Annotated in this window: 17 protein-coding genes; 4 read left to right on the top strand and 13 right to left on the bottom strand. The window is 70.0% G+C overall.

Annotated features, from left to right (window positions below):
- The 3 genes from GKE56_RS08405 to GKE56_RS08415 form a co-directional block, all read right to left on the bottom strand.
- Complete coding sequence (locus GKE56_RS08405; RefSeq protein ID WP_154684159.1) at positions 1–300, bottom strand: hypothetical protein; 300 nt, start codon at positions 298–300, stop codon at positions 1–3.
- 9 nt (positions 301–309) lie between these two features.
- A complete protein-coding gene (locus tag GKE56_RS08410; protein WP_154684160.1) occupies positions 310–2,088 on the bottom strand; it encodes a 3-hydroxyacyl-CoA dehydrogenase family protein in 1,779 nt (592 codons plus the stop codon).
- Positions 2,089–2,174: 86 nt separating this feature from the next.
- Positions 2,175–2,579 (bottom strand): hypothetical protein, encoded by a 405-nt coding sequence (locus GKE56_RS08415; protein WP_154684161.1) that lies wholly within the window; start codon positions 2,577–2,579, stop codon positions 2,175–2,177.
- 80 nt (positions 2,580–2,659) lie between these two features.
- Between GKE56_RS08415 and nucS the strand changes: the two genes are divergently transcribed.
- Genes nucS through GKE56_RS08430 form a run of 3 tightly spaced genes read left to right on the top strand, consistent with a single transcriptional unit; the run spans position 2,660 to position 4,814 of the window.
- Positions 2,660–3,355: an endonuclease NucS gene (nucS, locus tag GKE56_RS08420; protein ID WP_154684162.1), complete on the top strand. Its 696-nt coding sequence runs from the start codon at positions 2,660–2,662 to the stop codon at positions 3,353–3,355.
- Between the two features lie 10 nt (positions 3,356–3,365).
- Positions 3,366–3,755 (top strand): MerR family transcriptional regulator, encoded by a 390-nt coding sequence (locus GKE56_RS08425; RefSeq protein ID WP_230208839.1) that lies wholly within the window; start codon positions 3,366–3,368, stop codon positions 3,753–3,755.
- Positions 3,756–3,788: 33 nt separating this feature from the next.
- Positions 3,789–4,814 carry an aldo/keto reductase gene (locus GKE56_RS08430; RefSeq protein WP_154684164.1) on the top strand — a complete coding sequence of 342 codons (1,026 nt, stop codon included), beginning with the start codon at positions 3,789–3,791 and terminating at the stop codon, positions 4,812–4,814.
- Positions 4,815–4,979: 165 nt separating this feature from the next.
- Here GKE56_RS08430 and GKE56_RS08435 read toward each other — a convergent pair whose 3' ends face one another.
- From GKE56_RS08435 to murA, 3 genes are all read right to left on the bottom strand, one after another.
- A complete protein-coding gene (locus tag GKE56_RS08435; protein ID WP_230209306.1) occupies positions 4,980–6,995 on the bottom strand; it encodes a protein meaA in 2,016 nt (671 codons plus the stop codon).
- Positions 6,996–7,112: 117 nt separating this feature from the next.
- Positions 7,113–7,442 carry an STAS domain-containing protein gene (locus GKE56_RS08440; protein ID WP_230208840.1) on the bottom strand — a complete coding sequence of 110 codons (330 nt, stop codon included), beginning with the start codon at positions 7,440–7,442 and terminating at the stop codon, positions 7,113–7,115.
- A 140-nt stretch (positions 7,443–7,582) separates the two neighbouring features.
- Entirely contained in the window at positions 7,583–8,866 is a 1,284-nt protein-coding gene (murA, locus tag GKE56_RS08445) for a UDP-N-acetylglucosamine 1-carboxyvinyltransferase (protein WP_154684167.1), read from the bottom strand.
- Between the two features lie 49 nt (positions 8,867–8,915).
- Here murA and GKE56_RS08450 point away from each other — a divergent pair, with 49 nt between their 5' ends.
- Positions 8,916–9,539 (top strand): cob(I)yrinic acid a,c-diamide adenosyltransferase, encoded by a 624-nt coding sequence (locus GKE56_RS08450; protein WP_154684168.1) that lies wholly within the window; start codon positions 8,916–8,918, stop codon positions 9,537–9,539.
- Between the two features lie 68 nt (positions 9,540–9,607).
- On the opposite strand, the gene GKE56_RS08455 is transcribed toward GKE56_RS08450, so the two are convergent.
- The 7 genes from GKE56_RS08455 to GKE56_RS08485 all read right to left on the bottom strand — a co-directional run bounded on the left by GKE56_RS08455 (position 9,608) and on the right by GKE56_RS08485 (position 16,146).
- Positions 9,608–10,036, bottom strand: coding sequence for a DUF2550 family protein (locus GKE56_RS08455; RefSeq protein WP_154684169.1), 429 nt, complete (start codon positions 10,034–10,036; stop codon positions 9,608–9,610).
- Positions 10,037–10,067: 31 nt separating this feature from the next.
- A complete protein-coding gene (locus tag GKE56_RS08460) occupies positions 10,068–10,337 on the bottom strand; it encodes a F0F1 ATP synthase subunit epsilon (protein ID WP_154684170.1) in 270 nt (89 codons plus the stop codon).
- A 153-nt stretch (positions 10,338–10,490) separates the two neighbouring features.
- Positions 10,491–11,948, bottom strand: coding sequence for a F0F1 ATP synthase subunit beta (gene atpD, locus GKE56_RS08465; RefSeq protein ID WP_154684171.1), 1,458 nt, complete (start codon positions 11,946–11,948; stop codon positions 10,491–10,493).
- Between the two features lie 17 nt (positions 11,949–11,965).
- A complete protein-coding gene (locus GKE56_RS08470; protein WP_154684172.1) occupies positions 11,966–12,865 on the bottom strand; it encodes a F0F1 ATP synthase subunit gamma in 900 nt (299 codons plus the stop codon).
- A gap of 128 nt (positions 12,866–12,993) precedes the next feature.
- Positions 12,994–14,634 carry a F0F1 ATP synthase subunit alpha gene (gene atpA, locus GKE56_RS08475; RefSeq protein WP_154684173.1) on the bottom strand — a complete coding sequence of 547 codons (1,641 nt, stop codon included), beginning with the start codon at positions 14,632–14,634 and terminating at the stop codon, positions 12,994–12,996.
- Positions 14,635–14,743: 109 nt separating this feature from the next.
- Positions 14,744–15,556 (bottom strand): F0F1 ATP synthase subunit delta, encoded by an 813-nt coding sequence (locus GKE56_RS08480; RefSeq protein WP_154684174.1) that lies wholly within the window; start codon positions 15,554–15,556, stop codon positions 14,744–14,746.
- On the bottom strand, positions 15,556–16,146 hold the full coding sequence (locus GKE56_RS08485) for a F0F1 ATP synthase subunit B (protein WP_370518362.1): 591 nt from the start codon (positions 16,144–16,146) through the stop codon (positions 15,556–15,558). The genes GKE56_RS08480 and GKE56_RS08485 overlap by 1 nt, the downstream gene beginning before the upstream one ends.
- Between the last annotated feature and the right edge of the window lie 22 nt (positions 16,147–16,168).

The following is a 16,168-nucleotide window of genomic DNA, read 5'->3' on the forward strand; positions in this document are numbered from 1 at the left end:
TCAGCGGGTCGCCCCCAGCGGGCGGCGCCGCTCCCTCGCCTCCCAGCACGAGGTGTGCCAGTGGCGTCGGTCCTCGAGTCCGCCCATGCCCTCCGCGGGCCACGCCACGACGTGCGGCGTGCCGAGGGCGATGCCCTGCTGGCAGCCCGGGCACAGGTAGTCCCGGGTCGACCCCGCACCACTGACCCGGCGCACGAACCACTCGGACCCGGCATACGACTCGCGGCGCACGAGTCCCCCGACCGCGCGGTCGAGGTTGAGCGGGGCGTCGTCACGGCGACGGCGGTTGGCGCGCGGCACGGTCTGCGGCTAGGCGTAGGTGCGAAAGCCCCGACCGGACTTGCGGCCGAGGTAGCCCGCTGTGACGAGGTGCTCGAGCAGCGGAGCGGGTGCGAAGCCACGCTCCCGGAACTCGAGGTAGAGCTCGCGCTGGATGGCGAGCGAGACGTCGAGGCCCACCACGTCGAGCAGCTCGAACGGTCCCATCGGCAGGCCGCACCCGGTCTTCATCGCGGTGTCGATCGCGTCGGCCGTGGCGTAGTTCGCCTCGAGCATCTTGACGGCGTCGTTGAGGTAGGGGAAGAGCAGGGCGTTGACGATGAAGCCCGACCGGTCACCGCAGGTCACGGCGTGCTTGCCGATCTTGGCGCAGAGGTCCTGGGTCGTGGCCACCACGTCCGGCGCCGTCGACACCGTGTGGACGACCTCGACGAGCTTCATGATCTGGGCCGGGTTGAAGAAGTGCATGCCGATGACGTCCTGCGGGCGCGAGGTGGCGGCCGCGCACTCCACCACGGGCAGGCTCGAGGTGGTCGTCGCGAGGATGGCCCCCGGGCGGCAGATCTCGTCGAGGTTCTCGAAGAGCGCCTTCTTCACGGCCAGGTCCTCGACGACTGCCTCGACCACGAGGTCGGCGTCCCGCAGGTCGTCCAGGGAGGTCGTGCCGGTGAGGTGGCCGAGTGCGTCGTTCCGCGCGTCCTCGCTGAGCTTGCCGCGCTGGACGGCCTTCTCCAGCGACTTGCGGATGGCGGCGGTGACCGCATCGACCTTGGCCTGGCTGCGCGTGACGTAGACGACGTCGTAGCCGGCCTTGGCGAAGACCTCGATGATGCCGGTGGCCATCGTGCCCGAACCGACGACCCCGACGGTCCGCACGGAGCGCAGCTGTGCCCCCGCCTCCCCCTCGGGGCTGGGCGTGAGCGCGTCGGCGACGACCTGCGAGCTGCCGGGCTCGGCATACGTGTAGAAGCCGCGGCCGCTCTTGCGCCCCTTGAGACCGGCGCTGACGAGCTGCTTGAGCACCGGGCTCGGCGCGTGCAGGCGGTCGCGGCCCTGCTTGTACATCGTGTCGAGGATCTCGTAAGCGGTGTCGAGGCCGATGAGGTCCATCAGGGCCAGCGGGCCCATCGGGTACCCACAGCCGAGCCGCATCGCCGCGTCGATGTCCTCGCGAGTGGCGTACTTGGTCTCGAACATCGACACCGCGTGGTTGAGGTAGCCGAAGAGCAGCGCGTTGGCGATGAAGCCGGCCTTGTCGCCAACGATGACCGGCTGCTTGTCGAGCCGCAGGGCCAGCGCCTTGACGTCCTCGAAGACCTCGTCCTCGGTCACGACGGTGCGGATGACCTCGACGAACTGCAGCACCGGGGCCGGGTTGAAGAAGTGCATGCCGACGACGCGCTTGGGATTGCCCGTGGCCACGGCGATCTCGGTCACCGACAGCGACGACGTGTTCGTGGCGAGGATGGCGTCCGGACCGACGATGGCGTCGAGCTTGCCGAAGATGTCCTTCTTGAGGTCGAGGTGCTCGGGCACCGCCTCGACGACGAGCTCGCAGTCGGCGAGCTCGTCCATGCTCGAGGTGAACTGCACCCGCGAGTGCAGCGCGGCCTGGTCCTCCTCGGTCAGCTTGCCGCGGGCGACGGCGCGGCCCGTGGAGTGCTCGAGGACGCCCCGGCCCTTCTCGACCGCCGCGTCGTCGACCTCGACGGCCACGACCGTGATCCCGTTGCGCGCGAACACCTCGACGATGCCGGCACCCATGGTGCCGAGACCGATCACTCCGACCTTGCTGAACTCACGAGCCATGCGGCGAGTCTGGCAGAGTGCGTATGCCGCGTGGACCCCCGGGCGGCGTGACGGTCACCACCCTGCTGCGCGGGGTGTGCGGCACCTCACCACTCGTGTCCGGCTCCGATGAGGGCTGACTCCATGTCGAAGCGCTGCTCGCGCGACAGGCCGCGGATGGCGGTGGGCACGGGGATGTCGACGGCCCGGCAGTAGTCCCGCAGCGCGTGGTCGTAGGCCAGCCGAGCGGCCATCAGCCGCTCCGCCTTGCGTGGCAGATCGGACTCCTCGACGGTCCGGACGTGACGGGCAAGCCTGCTGAGCTCCAGGGCCAGGAGCACCGGAGGGATCGGTTCCGGCACGGGACGCCGCGCATCGAGCCATGCCTGCGCCCGGTCGACGACCGGACGCAGCAACCGAGGCGGCTGGCCCGAACTGAGCCAACGCACCCCGCCGACCAAGCCGGCGACGACCGCGGCGAGGCCGGCGACGTTGCCCAACACGTACGGCATACCGACTCACCTCTGTCATTTCGAGTGTGCGCCAAGCGCCCCGCACGACGCAATGGGCGCAGCCCGTAGAGTGACGCCTCATGCGGTTGGTGATTGCGAAGTGCTCCGTGGACTACGACGGTCGACTGTCCGCCCACCTGCCGCTGGCCACCCGGCTGCTGCTCGTCAAGGCAGACGGGTCGGTGCTCGTCCACAGCGACGGGGGCTCGTACAAGCCGCTCAACTGGATGTCGCCACCGTGCGCCATGGCTGAGCTCGACCCCGAGGACCACGAGACCGCGCAGGGGGTCACCGCGGTCTGGCAGGTGCAGCACGCGAAGTCCGAGGACCGTCTCCGGGTGCTCATCCACGAGGTGCTGCACGACTCCTCACACCAGCTCGGCGTCGACCCCGGGCTGGTCAAGGACGGCGTCGAGGCCCACCTGCAGAAGCTGCTCGCCGAGCACATCCACACCCTGGGTGAGGGGTACAGCCTGGTTCGCCGGGAGTACATGACCGCGATCGGGCCGGTCGACATCCTGTGCAAGGACGGTTCGGGCGCCTCCGTGGCCGTGGAGATCAAGCGCCGCGGCGACATCGACGGCGTCGAGCAGCTCACCCGTTACCTCGAGCTGATGAACCGCGACTCCCACCTCGCGCCCGTGACCGGGGTGTTCGCCGCCCAGGAGATCAAGCCGCAGGCTCGCACCCTGGCGACCGACCGCGGTATCCGCTGCGTCACCCTCGACTACGACGCCCTCAAGGGCATCGACAACAGCGAGCACCGCCTGTTCTAGCATCGGGCGCGTGGACCTCACCATCACCGAGGCCGCCCGGCGCACCGGGTTGAGCCCACACACGCTGCGCTACTACGAGCGCGACGGCCTGATGCTGCGCGACGTCCAACGGTCGACATCGGGTCACCGGCGCTACGCCGAGCACGACCTCACGTGGATCACCATGCTCACCCGCCTGCGCGCCACCGGCATGCCCATCCGTGAGGTCCGCGCGTATGCCGCGCTGGCCCGGGAAGGCGACGGCAACGAGTCCGCGCGGCTCGAGATCCTCCTGGCTCACCGGGAGCGGGTGCTCGCCGAGCTCGCCGAGGTGCAAGACCACCTGGCCGCGCTCGACGCGAAGATCGACCTGTACGCGAGCCGGGTGGACGCGGCTTCGGCCACCCGGCGCTCCGCTTGACTTGGAGCGCGCTCGAAGGCGAAGACTCGACGCATGACGTCTTCGACCCCGACTCCACTGTCCACGCGCGTCCTCGGCAGCACCGACCTCGGGACCGACCTCACCGTGTCGGTGCTCGGCCTGGGCTGCATGGGGATGTCCGAGTTCTACGGCACCCCTGACGAGGCCGGCGGCATCGCCACCATCCACCGAGCGCTCGACCTCGGCGTGACGTTCCTCGACACCGCCGACATGTACGGCCCCTTCACCAACGAGAAGCTCGTGGGGCGGGCCATCGCCGGCCGCCGGGACGAGGTCGTCGTGGCCACCAAGTTCGGTAACCAGCGCGGACCGAACGGCGAACGCCTCGGCATCAACGGCTCACCCGAGTACGTGCGCGCGGCGTGCGACGCCAGCCTCGAGCGCCTCGGCGTCGACCACATCGACCTCTACTACCAGCACCGGGTCGACCAGAGCGTCCCGATCGAGGAGACCGTCGGTGCGATGGCCGAACTCGTGCAGGCCGGCAAGGTGCGCCGGCTCGGCCTCTCGGAAGCCGGATCGGAGACTATCCGGCGCGCGCACGCGACCCACCCGATCACCGCGCTCCAGACCGAGTACTCGCTGTTCACCCGCGACCTCGAGGACGAGGTGCTCCCGAGCATCCGGGCACTCGGCATCGGCTTGGTGCCCTACTCGCCGCTCGGCCGCGGCATGCTCACCGGCACCATCACGGCGGACACCGGAGCGGATGGCGAGGCCGATGCTCGGCGCAGCCCCTACTTCCCGCGGTTCCAGGGTGAGGCGCTCACGACCAACCTCGGCCTGGTCGAGCAGGTCAAGTCCCTCGCCGCCGACAAGGGCTGCACGCCGGGCCAGCTTGCTCTCGCGTGGGTGCTCGGGCAGGGCGAGGACGTCGTCCCGATCCCCGGCACCAAGCGGGTGCGCTACCTCGAGGAGAACGTCGGTGCCGCAGCCCTGCAGCTCACAGCGCAGGACCTGGCGGCCCTCGAGGTTGCGGTGCCGCGCGACGCGGTGGCTGGCGACCGGTACGGCGACATGAGCCACATCGACCGCTGAGCGCCTGGTCGCCTCGGCCGCCGACGGGCCTCACCGTGCCCCCGACCAGGGGCAGCGCGTCCGCTACGTCACTGCTCGCCGACAGCGAGCAGTGACGTAGCACCCGGTTCACCACCGTCCGGAGGCCTGCTTCGGGCGCGGGACGGTTCAGGTGGGTTCGCCCAGTCAGGCGGGCTGCGGGGTGCGCTGGTCGAGGCCACGCGCCTCGCGGATGAGGCTCACGAACCGGCCCATGATCTCGTTCAGGCCGAAGTCCTTCGGGGTGAAGACGGCCGCGACACCCAGGTCGCGCAGTGCGCGGGCGTCGGCGTCGGGGATGATCCCGCCCACGATGACCGGCACGTCGCCCGCACCCGCCTCGCGCAAGCCAGCCAGGATCTGCGGAACGAGCTCCATGTGCGATCCGGAGAGGATCGAGATGCCGACGAGATGGACGTCCTCGGCCACCGCCGCGGCGACGATCTGCTCGGGGGTGAGGCGGATCCCCTGGTAGACGACCTCGAACCCGGCGTCGCGGGCCCGGACGGCGACCTGTTCGGCGCCGTTGCTGTGCCCGTCGAGCCCCGGCTTGGCCACGAGCACCCGAAGCCGTTCCCCCAGCTCCTCCCCGGTGGCCCGGACCTGCGCACGGACCGCGCGCAGCTCGTCGCTACCCCCGGATGCGACGCCCACCGACCCCGAGACGCCGGTCGGGGCCCGGAACTCGCCAAACTCCTCGCGCAGCGCCTGCGACCACTCCCCCGTCGTCACCCCGGCACGGGCAGCCTCGATCGAGGCGGCCATGAGGTTCACCCCCGAACGGGCGTCGGCGCGCAGCCGGTCGAGCGCTGCGGCCACCCGCTCGCGGCTGGCGGGCTGCGCGTCGCGCTCCTCCCGCCACGCTCGCACCGCAGCGGCCGCCTTGGCTTCCACGTCGTGGTCGACCGTCTGGATCGCGGTGTCCAGGTCGGCGGTGAGCGGGTTCGGTTCGGTCGTCTCGAAGCGGTTGACTCCCACGACCACGTCCTCGCCGGCCTCGATCCGCTGACGGCGCAGCGAGTGCGACGCGACCAGGGCTGACTTCATGTAGCCGCTCTCGACGGCCGGCACCGCACCGCCCAGCTCCTGCACCCGGTCGATCTCGGCCTTGGCGCCCGCGACCAGCTCGGCCACCTTCGTCTCGACGACGGCCGACCCGGCGAAAAGATCGTCGTACTCGAGCAGGTCGGACTCGAAGGCCAGCACCTGCTGCATGCGCAGCGACCACTGCTGGTCCCACGGTCGCGGCAGGCCAAGGGCCTCGTTCCAGGCAGGCAGCTGCACGGCTCGGGCGCGGGCATCCTTCGAGAGCGTCACGGCGAGCATCTCGAGGACGATCCGCTGGACGTTGTTCTCGGGCTGGGCCTCGGTGAGGCCGAGCGAGTTCACCTGGACGCCATAACGGAAGCGGCGCTGCTTGGGATCGGTGACGCCGTAGCGCTCGAGGGTCAGCTCGTCCCACAGCTGGACGAAGGCGCGCATCTTGCACATCTCCTCGACGAAGCGCACCCCCGCGTTGACGAAGAAGGAGATGCGGGCGACGACCTCGCCGAACCGCTCCGGGGGAACCTGACCCGAGTCCCGCACGGCGTCGAGCACGGCGATGGCAGTGCACATCGCGTAGGCGATCTCCTGAACCGGAGTCGCCCCCGCCTCCTGGAGGTGGTAGCTGCAGATGTTGATGGGGTTCCACTTCGGGATCTCGGCGACCGTGTAGGCCACCATGTCCGTGATGAGGCGCAGCGAAGGCCCCGGGGCGAAGACATAGGTGCCCCGGGAGAGGTACTCCTTGATGATGTCGTTCTGGGTGGTGCCGCCGAGCGCCCGCACCGCTGCAGCCGCGTCGTCGCCGGCCTCGAGGGCCTGCTCCTCGGCCACGACCTGGTACATCGCCAGCAACCACATGGCGGTCGCGTTGATGGTCATCGAGGTGTTCATCTGGGACAGCGGGATCTGGTCGAACAGGGCCCGCATGTCACCCACGTGCGAGATCGGGACCCCGACCTTGCCGACCTCGCCACGCGCCAACGGGTGGTCGGGGTCGTACCCGGTCTGGGTGGGCAGGTCGAAGGCGACCGACAGGCCGGTCTGGCCCTTGGCAAGGTTGCGGCGGTAGAGCTCGTTGCTGGCGACGGCACTGGAGTGGCCGGCATACGTGCGCATCACCCAGGGACGGTCACGCTCGGGACGCACGGGGGTGGACGCCGGAGGGCTGGGGACGTCGCGGGGCTCGGCCATAGGGCCGAAGGTACCGGGGCACCCTCGCGCCCAGGGAGGAGTTCAGGCGGTGACAGCGGCCACAGTGGACGCCTCGGGCACCTCGCGCAGCACGAGCGCACGGTCGAGGCGTGATGCACGCAACAGCCGGCCGGTGCGCTCGGTCATGTCGACCACGGCCAGTCGCCGGCCGGCCCGACGGGCGCGGTTGTAGGCCTCGACGAGCACCCCGAGCCCGGTCGCGTCACCGATCTCGGCATGAGCCAAGCGCATGAGCACGTCGCCGCACCCGGTGTCGATGATCTCGTGGAGGAGCAGGCGCACGTCCGGGACGGTGTGCACGTCGATCCGCCCGATGATGGCGACTTCCTGACCTGTGCGCAGTGCACGCACTTCGACGGGAAGTGTGCCAATGGTGCTTATCGACATGCGAACCCCCTTGTCCGTGGCAGACATTCACTCACATGGACGCGGGAAATGGGAGTTCTGGTTGTCGCGGTTCAGATCAAGATCTGATAAAGGTCCGCACGCACTCACACAAAGGGGTCGTCGTCGGGCTCGCGCGTGACGTCCGCGCCGAGCCCCCGCAACGACTCGGCGAAGCCGGCGTAGCCGCGGTCGATGTGCTGGGCGCCGCTGACCGTCGTGACGCCCTCGGCCACGAGCCCGGCGATGACCAGGGCCGCCCCGGCCCGGATGTCACTGGCCTCGACCGGCGCTCCGGAGAGCCGCTCGACGCCGTGCACCATGACGTGGTGGCCGTCGATGCGCGTCTCGGCACCGAGCCGGTTGAGCTCCTGGACGGTGCGGAACCGGGCCTCGAAAAGGTTCTCGGTGATCATCGCGGACCCCTGCGCCACGGCGTTGCAGGCCAGCGCGAAGGGTTGCAGGTCGGTCGGGAAGCCCGGATAGGGCAGCGTCGCGACATCGAACGACCGCGGTCGGCGCCCCCCGGAGTCGACCCGGAAGCCCCGGTCGGTGTCGGTCACGGTGGCCCCACTGGCCTCGACCAGATCGAGGGCCGCAGCCAGATGGGCGCTGCGGCCACCCACGACCTCGATGTCTCCGCGGGTGGCGGACGCGGCGAATGCCCAGGTCCCGGCGGCGATGCGGTCGGGAACCACGGCATGACGGGTCGGCGTGAGGCGGTCCACGCCCTCGATCTCGATGACGCCTGCGCCGGCACCGGTGATGTGTGCCCCCATCGAGCACAGCATGTCGGCGAGGTCGATGATCTCGGGCTCGCGCGCGGCGTTCTCCAGCCGCGTCGTGCCGGTGGCGAGGACCGCGGCGGTGAGGACGTTCTCGGTGGCCCCGACGCTGGGGAACTCGAGCCTGATCTCAGCACCGTGCAGCCCGTCGGGTGCCTCGGCCACGAGGAAGCCGTGGGTGACGTGCACCGTGGCGCCCAGGGCGGCCAGCCCCGCGGCGTGCAGGTCGAGCCCCCGCGAGCCGATCGCGTCGCCGCCAGGCACCGCGACGTCGGCCGCGCCGCAGCGGGCCACGAGCGGCCCGAGGACCGCGGTGCTGGCGCGCAGGGCCCGCACGAGGTCGTAGTCGGCGCGGTGGCCGATCTGCTCGGGGACCTCGATCTCGACCACGCCCGCGACGGCGTCGTAGTCCACGATGCAGCCCAGCCGGCGCAGCAGCTCGGCCATGATCGTGACATCGAGGATCGCCGGCACATTGGTGAGCCGGGTACGCCCTACGGCGAGCAGGGCGGCCGCCATGAGCTTCAGGGCGCTGTTCTTGGCGCCCCAGACGGTCACCTCGCCGCGAAGCGCGGTGCCGCCAACGACCCGGAAACGTTCAGCCACCGCACCACCCTATGCGAGCCCGCCCGGTGGGATCTGTCAGGCTGACGCCATGGTCAACCTGACGCGCATCTACACCCGCACCGGCGACGACGGCCAGACCCACCTGGGCGACATGAGCCGGACCAGCAAGAACGACCTGCGGCTGCTCGCCTACGCCGACGCCAACGAGGCGAATGCCGCGATCGGCGTCGCCATCGCGGCAGGCGGCCTGCGGGACGACGTGGTCGCGACGCTGACCCGCGTCCAGAACGACCTCTTCGACGTGGGGGCCGACCTCTGCACTCCCCTGCAGGCGTCCTACGAGTACCCGCCGTTGCGGGTCGACGCCGCCTGGATCGACGAGCTCGAGGCCGACTGCGACCGCTACCTCGGCGAGCTCGAGAAGCTCCGCTCCTTCATCCTCCCCGGCGGCACCCCCGGGTCGGCCTACCTGCACGTCGCGACGACCGTCGTCCGCCGCGCCGAGCGCCAGGCATGGGCCGCGATCGCGGCATACGGGGACCAACCGGGCACGGGCACCAAGGGCGAGGGGGGCGTCAACGTCCTCACCGCGAAGTACCTGAACCGGCTGTCGGACCTGCTGTTCGTAGTGGCGCGGGTGGCCAACCTGCCCATCGGTGGCGACGTGCTGTGGCAGCCCGGCGGAGGCCGCGCGCAGGCACCACAGAAGTAGGGCTCCGAAGTAGGGCTCCAGCGTCGGGCTCCAGCGTCGGGCTCCAGCGTCGGGCTCGGGCTTCGGGCTCAGGCGACGTTGACGTTGAAGCCCGGTGGCGAGCTCTCGAGCCAGCTGCGCATCGCGGTGTAGGCCGACGGGGCGAGGGCGAGGGCGAAGGCGTCGGCGCCGTAGCGGCAGTCGACCGTGACGGCATCGGGCACCCCGGCGATCTGCTCGTCGGTGGCCACCGGGGCGGCGAGGTCGAGGCGCGCCCGCTCCCACGTGCGCGAGGGCCGCAGCGAGGGCCCCACCAGGCTGAACCATTCGAGTGAGCTGCCAGCGAAGCGCAGCAGCCCCATGCGGTACTGGGACCGACCGTGGGGCTGGAGCGCGCAGAGCATGAGGGGGGCGCCTGAGGCCAGCAGGCGGCGCCGCACGAAGATGAAGGTCAGGGCGAAGAGGGCGCAGAGGATGAGCGCGCCGGCAACGATCTCGGCAGAGATCACGAGCGTCATGCGCTGCCCTCCCCGGCTCGGCCCCCGCGGGCTAGGCCGGAATCTGCGAGGCGTCGACGGCCTCGGCGATGATGATGACCTTGTCGCGGTCCACCGACAGGAAACCCCCGTCGATGCCCGCGGTGTGGGTGCCCTGGCCCGACATGATGCGGACCTCACCCTGGACGAGGACGCCGAGCAGCGGCGTGTGGCCGGGCAGGATGCCCAGTTCGCCGTCGACGGTGCGTGCGACGACCATGTCGGCCTCGCCCTCCCAGACCTTGCGGTCCGCTGCGACGAGTTCAACCTGCAGGGTGCTCACGGTGACGTCCTCCAGATGTGGTGCTGTGCATTGAGTCTATCGGCCCGTTCGCGGTGCTCGGCGAGCGCCTCGGACGGACCTCGTATGCCGCGGGGGCCAGCCGTGCGGCTGGCCCCCGGTGGCCGTGCATGTGGTGCGAGGCGACCCGAACCGTCAGAGGTTCTTCTCGATCTCGGCGGCCTGGCGCTCGACGTCGTCGAGGCCACCGCACATGAAGAACGCCTGCTCGGGCACGTGGTCGTACTCGCCATCGGCGATCTTGGTGAACGCCTCGACGGTGTCGACCAGCGGAACCGTCGAACCCTCGATGCCGGTGAACTGCTTGGCGACGTAGGTGTTCTGCGACAGGAAGCGCTGGATGCGACGCGCGCGGTTGACGAGGATCTTGTCCTCTTCGGAGAGCTCGTCGATGCCGAGGATGGCGATGATGTCCTGCAGCTCCTTGTTGCGCTGGAGGATCTGCTTGACGCGCACCGCGGTGTTGTAGTGGTCATCGGCGATGTAGCGCCGGTCGAGGATTCGTGACGTCGAGGTCAGCGGGTCCACGGCCGGGTAGATGCCGAGCGAGGCGATCTCGCGCGAGAGCTCGGTGGTGGCGTCGAGGTGCGCGAAGGTCGTGGCCGGGGCCGGGTCGGTGTAGTCGTCAGCCGGCACGTAGATCGCCTGCATCGAGGTGATCGAGTGACCGCGCGTGGAGGTGATGCGCTCCTGGAGGGTGCCCATCTCGTCGGCGAGGGTGGGCTGGTAACCCACGGCGGACGGCATCCGGCCGAGCAGGGTGGAGACCTCGGACCCGGCCTGGGTGAACCGGAAGATGTTGTCGATGAAGAGCAGCACGTCCTGGTTCTGCACGTCGCGGAAGTACTCGGCCATGGTCAGGGCCGACAGGGCGACGCGAAGTCGCGTGCCCGGCGGCTCGTCCATCTGGCCGAACACCAGGGCGGTCTGGCCGAGGACGCCGGCCTCCTCCATCTCGACCATGAGGTCGTTGCCCTCACGGGTGCGCTCGCCGACACCGGCGAACACGGACACGCCACCGTGGTCGCGCGCGACACGGGCGATCATCTCCTGGATGAGCACGGTCTTGCCCACACCGGCGCCACCGAACAGGCCGATCTTGCCACCCTGGACGTACGGGGTCAGCAGGTCGATGACCTTGATACCGGTCTCGAACATCTGGGTCTTGGACTCGAGCTGGTCGAAGGCGGGAGCCTTGCGGTGGATGCCCCAGCGCTCCTTGACCTCGAAGGTCTCGCCTTCAGCGAGGTTCATGACGTCGCCGGTGGTGTTGAACACCTTGCCGAGCGTCTGGTCACCGACGGGCACCATGATCGGGCCGCCGGTGTCCTGCACCTGCGTGCCGCGCACGAGGCCGTCGGTGGGCTGCAGCGAGATGGCGCGGACCATGTTGTCGCCGATGTGCTGGGCGACCTCGAGGTTGATGTTCTTCTTCTCGCCCGCGAGCTCGACCTCGGTGGTCAGCAGGTTGTACTGCTCGGGCATGGCGTCGGCGGGGAACTCGACGTCGACGACCGGGCCGATGATGCGGGCGATGCGGCCCACACCACCGGGGGTGATCTCCGTCGTGGCCTCAGAAACAGTGGCAGTCATGGATTCTCTCTACCTTCTCAACTGGCGTCGGCGAGGGCGCTGGCGCCGCCCACGATCTCGCTGATCTCTTGGGTGATCTCGGCCTGGCGGGCCTGGTTGGCCAACCGGGTGTACTTCTTGATGAGCTCCTCGGCGTTGTCCGTGGCCGACTTCATGGCCTTCTGGCGCGAGGCCAGCTCGGAGGCGGCCGCCTGGAGCAGGCAGTTGTAGATGCGGGCGGTGACGTACTTGGGCAGCAGTGCGTCGAGGACCTGTTCGGCACTCGGCTCGAACTCGTAGAGCGGCAGGACCTCGTCCTCGGCCGGGGCCTCCTCGCCCTCGACGACCTCCAGCGGAAGCATCCGGATGACGTCAGGCGTCTGGGTGACCATGTTGACGAAGCGCGTGAACACGATGTGCACCTCGTCCACGCCGCCCTCGTCCACCGGCCGGTTGAAGTCGGTGACCAGCCGCTCGCCGATCTCGCGCGCGATCTCGAAGGTCGGCTGGTCGGTGAACCCGCTCCACTCGGCGGCGAACTCGCGCTTGCGGAACCGGTAGAACCCGGTCGCCTTGCGACCCACGAGGTAGGGCACGACCTCCTTGCCGGCCTCCCGCAGCTCGCCGACCAGACGCTCGCTCTCCTTGATGGCCGAGGAGGAGTACGCGCCGGCGAGGCCACGGTCGGAGGTGATGACCAGGACCGCGGCGCGACGGACGTCCTCGTGCTCGGTCGTCAGCGGGTGGTCGACGTTGGAGTACGTCGCAACCGCAGACACGGCCCGGGTCAGAGCGCGGGAGTACGGAGAGGACTCCTTGACGCGCTGCTGCGCCTTGACCACGCGCGAAGCAGCGATGAGCTCCATCGCGCGCGTGATCTTCTTGGTCGCCTGGACGGACCGGATGCGCTGGCGGTAGACCCGCATCTGCGCTCCCATATGTTGCCGCCTCTCTCGTGTGGATCTGGTGCGGCGCGAGGCCGCTGGTCAGGTCGTGGTATGCCGTGCGCCCACCGGGTGGGCGCCCGCTGCCGGGTGCCCACGACGGTGGGCACCCGGCATACGGGTCAGTGCTTCTTCTGCTTGACGATGCGCTCCTGCTCGACCTCGTGGCCCAGGGCCTCGGGGTTGGCCTCGTGGCCCACCGGGGTCTTCTCGGCGCCCGAAGCCTGGAACTGCTCCTTGAACGTGGTCACCGCGTCCTCGAGGGCCGAGCGGGTCTCGTCGGCGAACTTCTTGGACTCGCGGATCGCGTCCAGGACACCCTTGTGCTCACGGCGCAGGTAGTCGAGGAACTCGCCCTCGAAGCGGCGGACGTCCTCGACCGCGACCGAGTCGAGCTGGCCCGAGGTGCCGGCCCAGATGGAGACGACCTGCTCCTCGACCGGGAACGGCGCGGACTGCGACTGCTTGAGCAATTCGACGAGGCGCGCACCCTTGGCGAGCTGGGCCCGGGACGCGGCGTCGAGGTCGGACGCGAACATCGCGAAGGCCTCCATCGCGCGGAACTGCGCGAGGTCGAGCTTGAGGCGACCCGAGACGTCCTTCATGGCCTTGATCTGCGCGGCGCCACCGACACGCGACACCGACACACCCACGTCGATCGCGGGGCGGACGTTGGCGTTGAACAGGTCGGCCTGGAGGTAGATCTGGCCGTCGGTGATGGAGATGACGTTGGTCGGGATGTAGGCCGACACGTCACCGGCCTTGGTCTCGATGATCGGCAGACCGGTCATCGAGCCGGCGCCGAGCTCGTCGGACAGCTTGGCACAGCGCTCGAGCAGGCGGCTGTGCAGGTAGAAGACGTCACCGGGGTAGGCCTCGCGGCCCGGCGGGCGACGCAGCAGCAGCGACACGGCGCGGTAGGCCTCGGCCTGCTTGGACAGGTCATCGAAGACGATGAGGACGTGCTTGCCCTGGTACATCCAGTGCTGGCCGATGGCCGAACCGGTGTAGGGGGCGAGGTACTTGAAGCCGGCCGAGTCGGAGGCCGGAGCCGCGACGATGGTCGTGTACTCCAGCGCGCCGGCGTCCTCGAGGGTGCCGCGGACGGCCGCGATGGTGGAGCCCTTCTGGCCCATGGCGACGTAGATGCAGCGGACCTGCTGCTCGGGGTCGCCCGTCTCCCAGTTCTGCTTCTGGTTGATGATCGTGTCGACCGCGACCGTGGTCTTGCCGGTCTGGCGGTCACCGATGATCAGCTGGCGCTGGCCGCGGCCGATCGGGGTCATCGCGTCGACGGCCTTGAGGCCGGTCTGCAGCGGCTGGTGCACCGACTTGCGCTGGACCACCGTCGGGGCCTGCAGCTCCAGGGCGCGGCGCTCGGTGGCGCCGATCTCGCCGAGGCCGTCGATCGGCTGGCCGAGGGGGTTGACGACCCGGCCGAGGTACTCGTCGCCGACGGGGACCGAGAGGACCTCGCCGGTGCGCTTGACCTCCTGCCCCTCCTCGATGTTGGAGAAGTCACCGAGGATGACGACGCCGATGTCGTGGACGTCGAGGTTGAGCGCCAGGCCCAACGTGCCGTCCTCGAACTCGAGCAGCTCGTTGGTCATGCACGAGGGCAGGCCCTCGACGTGGGCGATGCCGTCACCGGCATCGGTGACGCGGCCGACCTCTTCGCGGGAGGCCGCGCCGGGCTCGTAGGACTGAACGAAGTTGTCCAGCGCGTCCCGGATCTCCTCCGGACGGATCGAAAGCTCCGTCATGTGATCTCTTCTCCCTTGAACGGTGCAGGTGCCGGTCCCTGGTGGGGCCGAAGTCTCTGGTGGGTGATGCGTGTGGAGTTGTCTGCCGGGCGGGCCGGCCGTGCGGTGGTCAGCCGGCGATGTGCCTGCGCGCCTCGTCGAGGCGTCGCACGATGGTGCCGTCGACGACCTCGTCGCCGACCCTGACCCGGATGCCGCCGAGCACCGCGGGGTCGACGGCCACCTGGAGCAGGACCGCCCTGCCGTAGATGGACTGCAGCGCCCTCGACAGCCGGTCGCGCTGGGCGTCGTCGAGGTCGGTCGCCGCGGTGACCACGGCGGTCAGCTGCTCGCGACGCTTCGCCGCGAGGGCGAGGTAGCGCTCGAGCGTGCGGTCGAGCTTGCGGCCGCGCGGTGCGAGCACCGCCTGGCGCGCCAGTCGCACCGTCTCGGGCGCGGTGCGGCCCTCGAGCAGCTGGCTGACGACGCCGGCCTTCGCCTCGGCGTCGCCCTGACGGTTGGTCAGTCGGTCACGCAGCTCGGGGCTGCCAGCGACGATCCGATCGAAGCGGAACAGCTCATCCTCGACCCGGTCCATGTGGCCCTGCTGCTCGGCTCCGGCCAGGATCGCCTCGACCCCGAGCTGCTCGACCGTGTCGGCGAGGTCGCGCTCGGTGGCCCAACGCTGGCCGACCAGGGTCTTGACCACGACGAGGGACTCAGCCGAGACCTTGCCGGTGAGGAGCTGCTCGGCGAGGGACTGCTTCTCGGCGGCCTCACGTGACGGGTCACCGAGCGCGCGACGCAGCGTGGCGTTGCCGTCGACGAGGTCGGCCACGGCCAACAGCTCGTCACCCAGCCTCGCGCGGTCCGCACCGCTGGCGAGCGCGGCCTCGAGGGCCGTGCTCCCGGCGATCACGGCCGCCCGCGACGAACCACGCATCAGGCGTCCTCCCCGACCTTCTCGGGGCGGATCTCCCCCGCCTCGAGCTCGGCCAGGAACCGGTCGACGATGCCCTTCTGACGGGCCTCCTCGTGCAGCGACTCGCCCACGATGCGGCTGGCGAGGTCGGTGGACAGGCGACCGACCTCGGCGCGCAGCGAGACGATGGCCTGCTGGCGCTCGGCCTCGATCTGCTTGTGCGCCGCCTCGGTGATGCGACCGGCCTCGTTCTGGGCGTGGCCGCGCATCTCCGCGACGATGGTCGCCCCCTGCTCGCGCGCCTCCTCGCGAATGCGCGCCGCCTCCGCACGGGCCTCGGTCAGCTGCGCCTGGTACTGCTCGAGAGCAGCCTGGGCCTGCTGCTGGGCCTCCTCTGCCTGCTGCATCCCGCCCTCGATGGCGGACGTGCGGTCGGCATAGGCCTTCTCGAGGTTCGGGACGACCTTCTTGGCGATGATCCACAGGAAGATCGCGAAGATGACGAGTCCGAAGACCAGCTCACCCATCAGGGGCAGGATGGGAGAGCGCTCACCTGCCGAGTCGGCCGCTGCCAGACTCACGACCTGCGTGATGCCGGTGTAGTGCTGCACGGGGTTCTCCTAGTGCTGTCGA

It is taken from the genome of Nostocoides sp. HKS02, assembly GCF_009707485.1.
Lineage (GTDB): Bacteria > Actinomycetota > Actinomycetes > Actinomycetales > Dermatophilaceae > Pedococcus.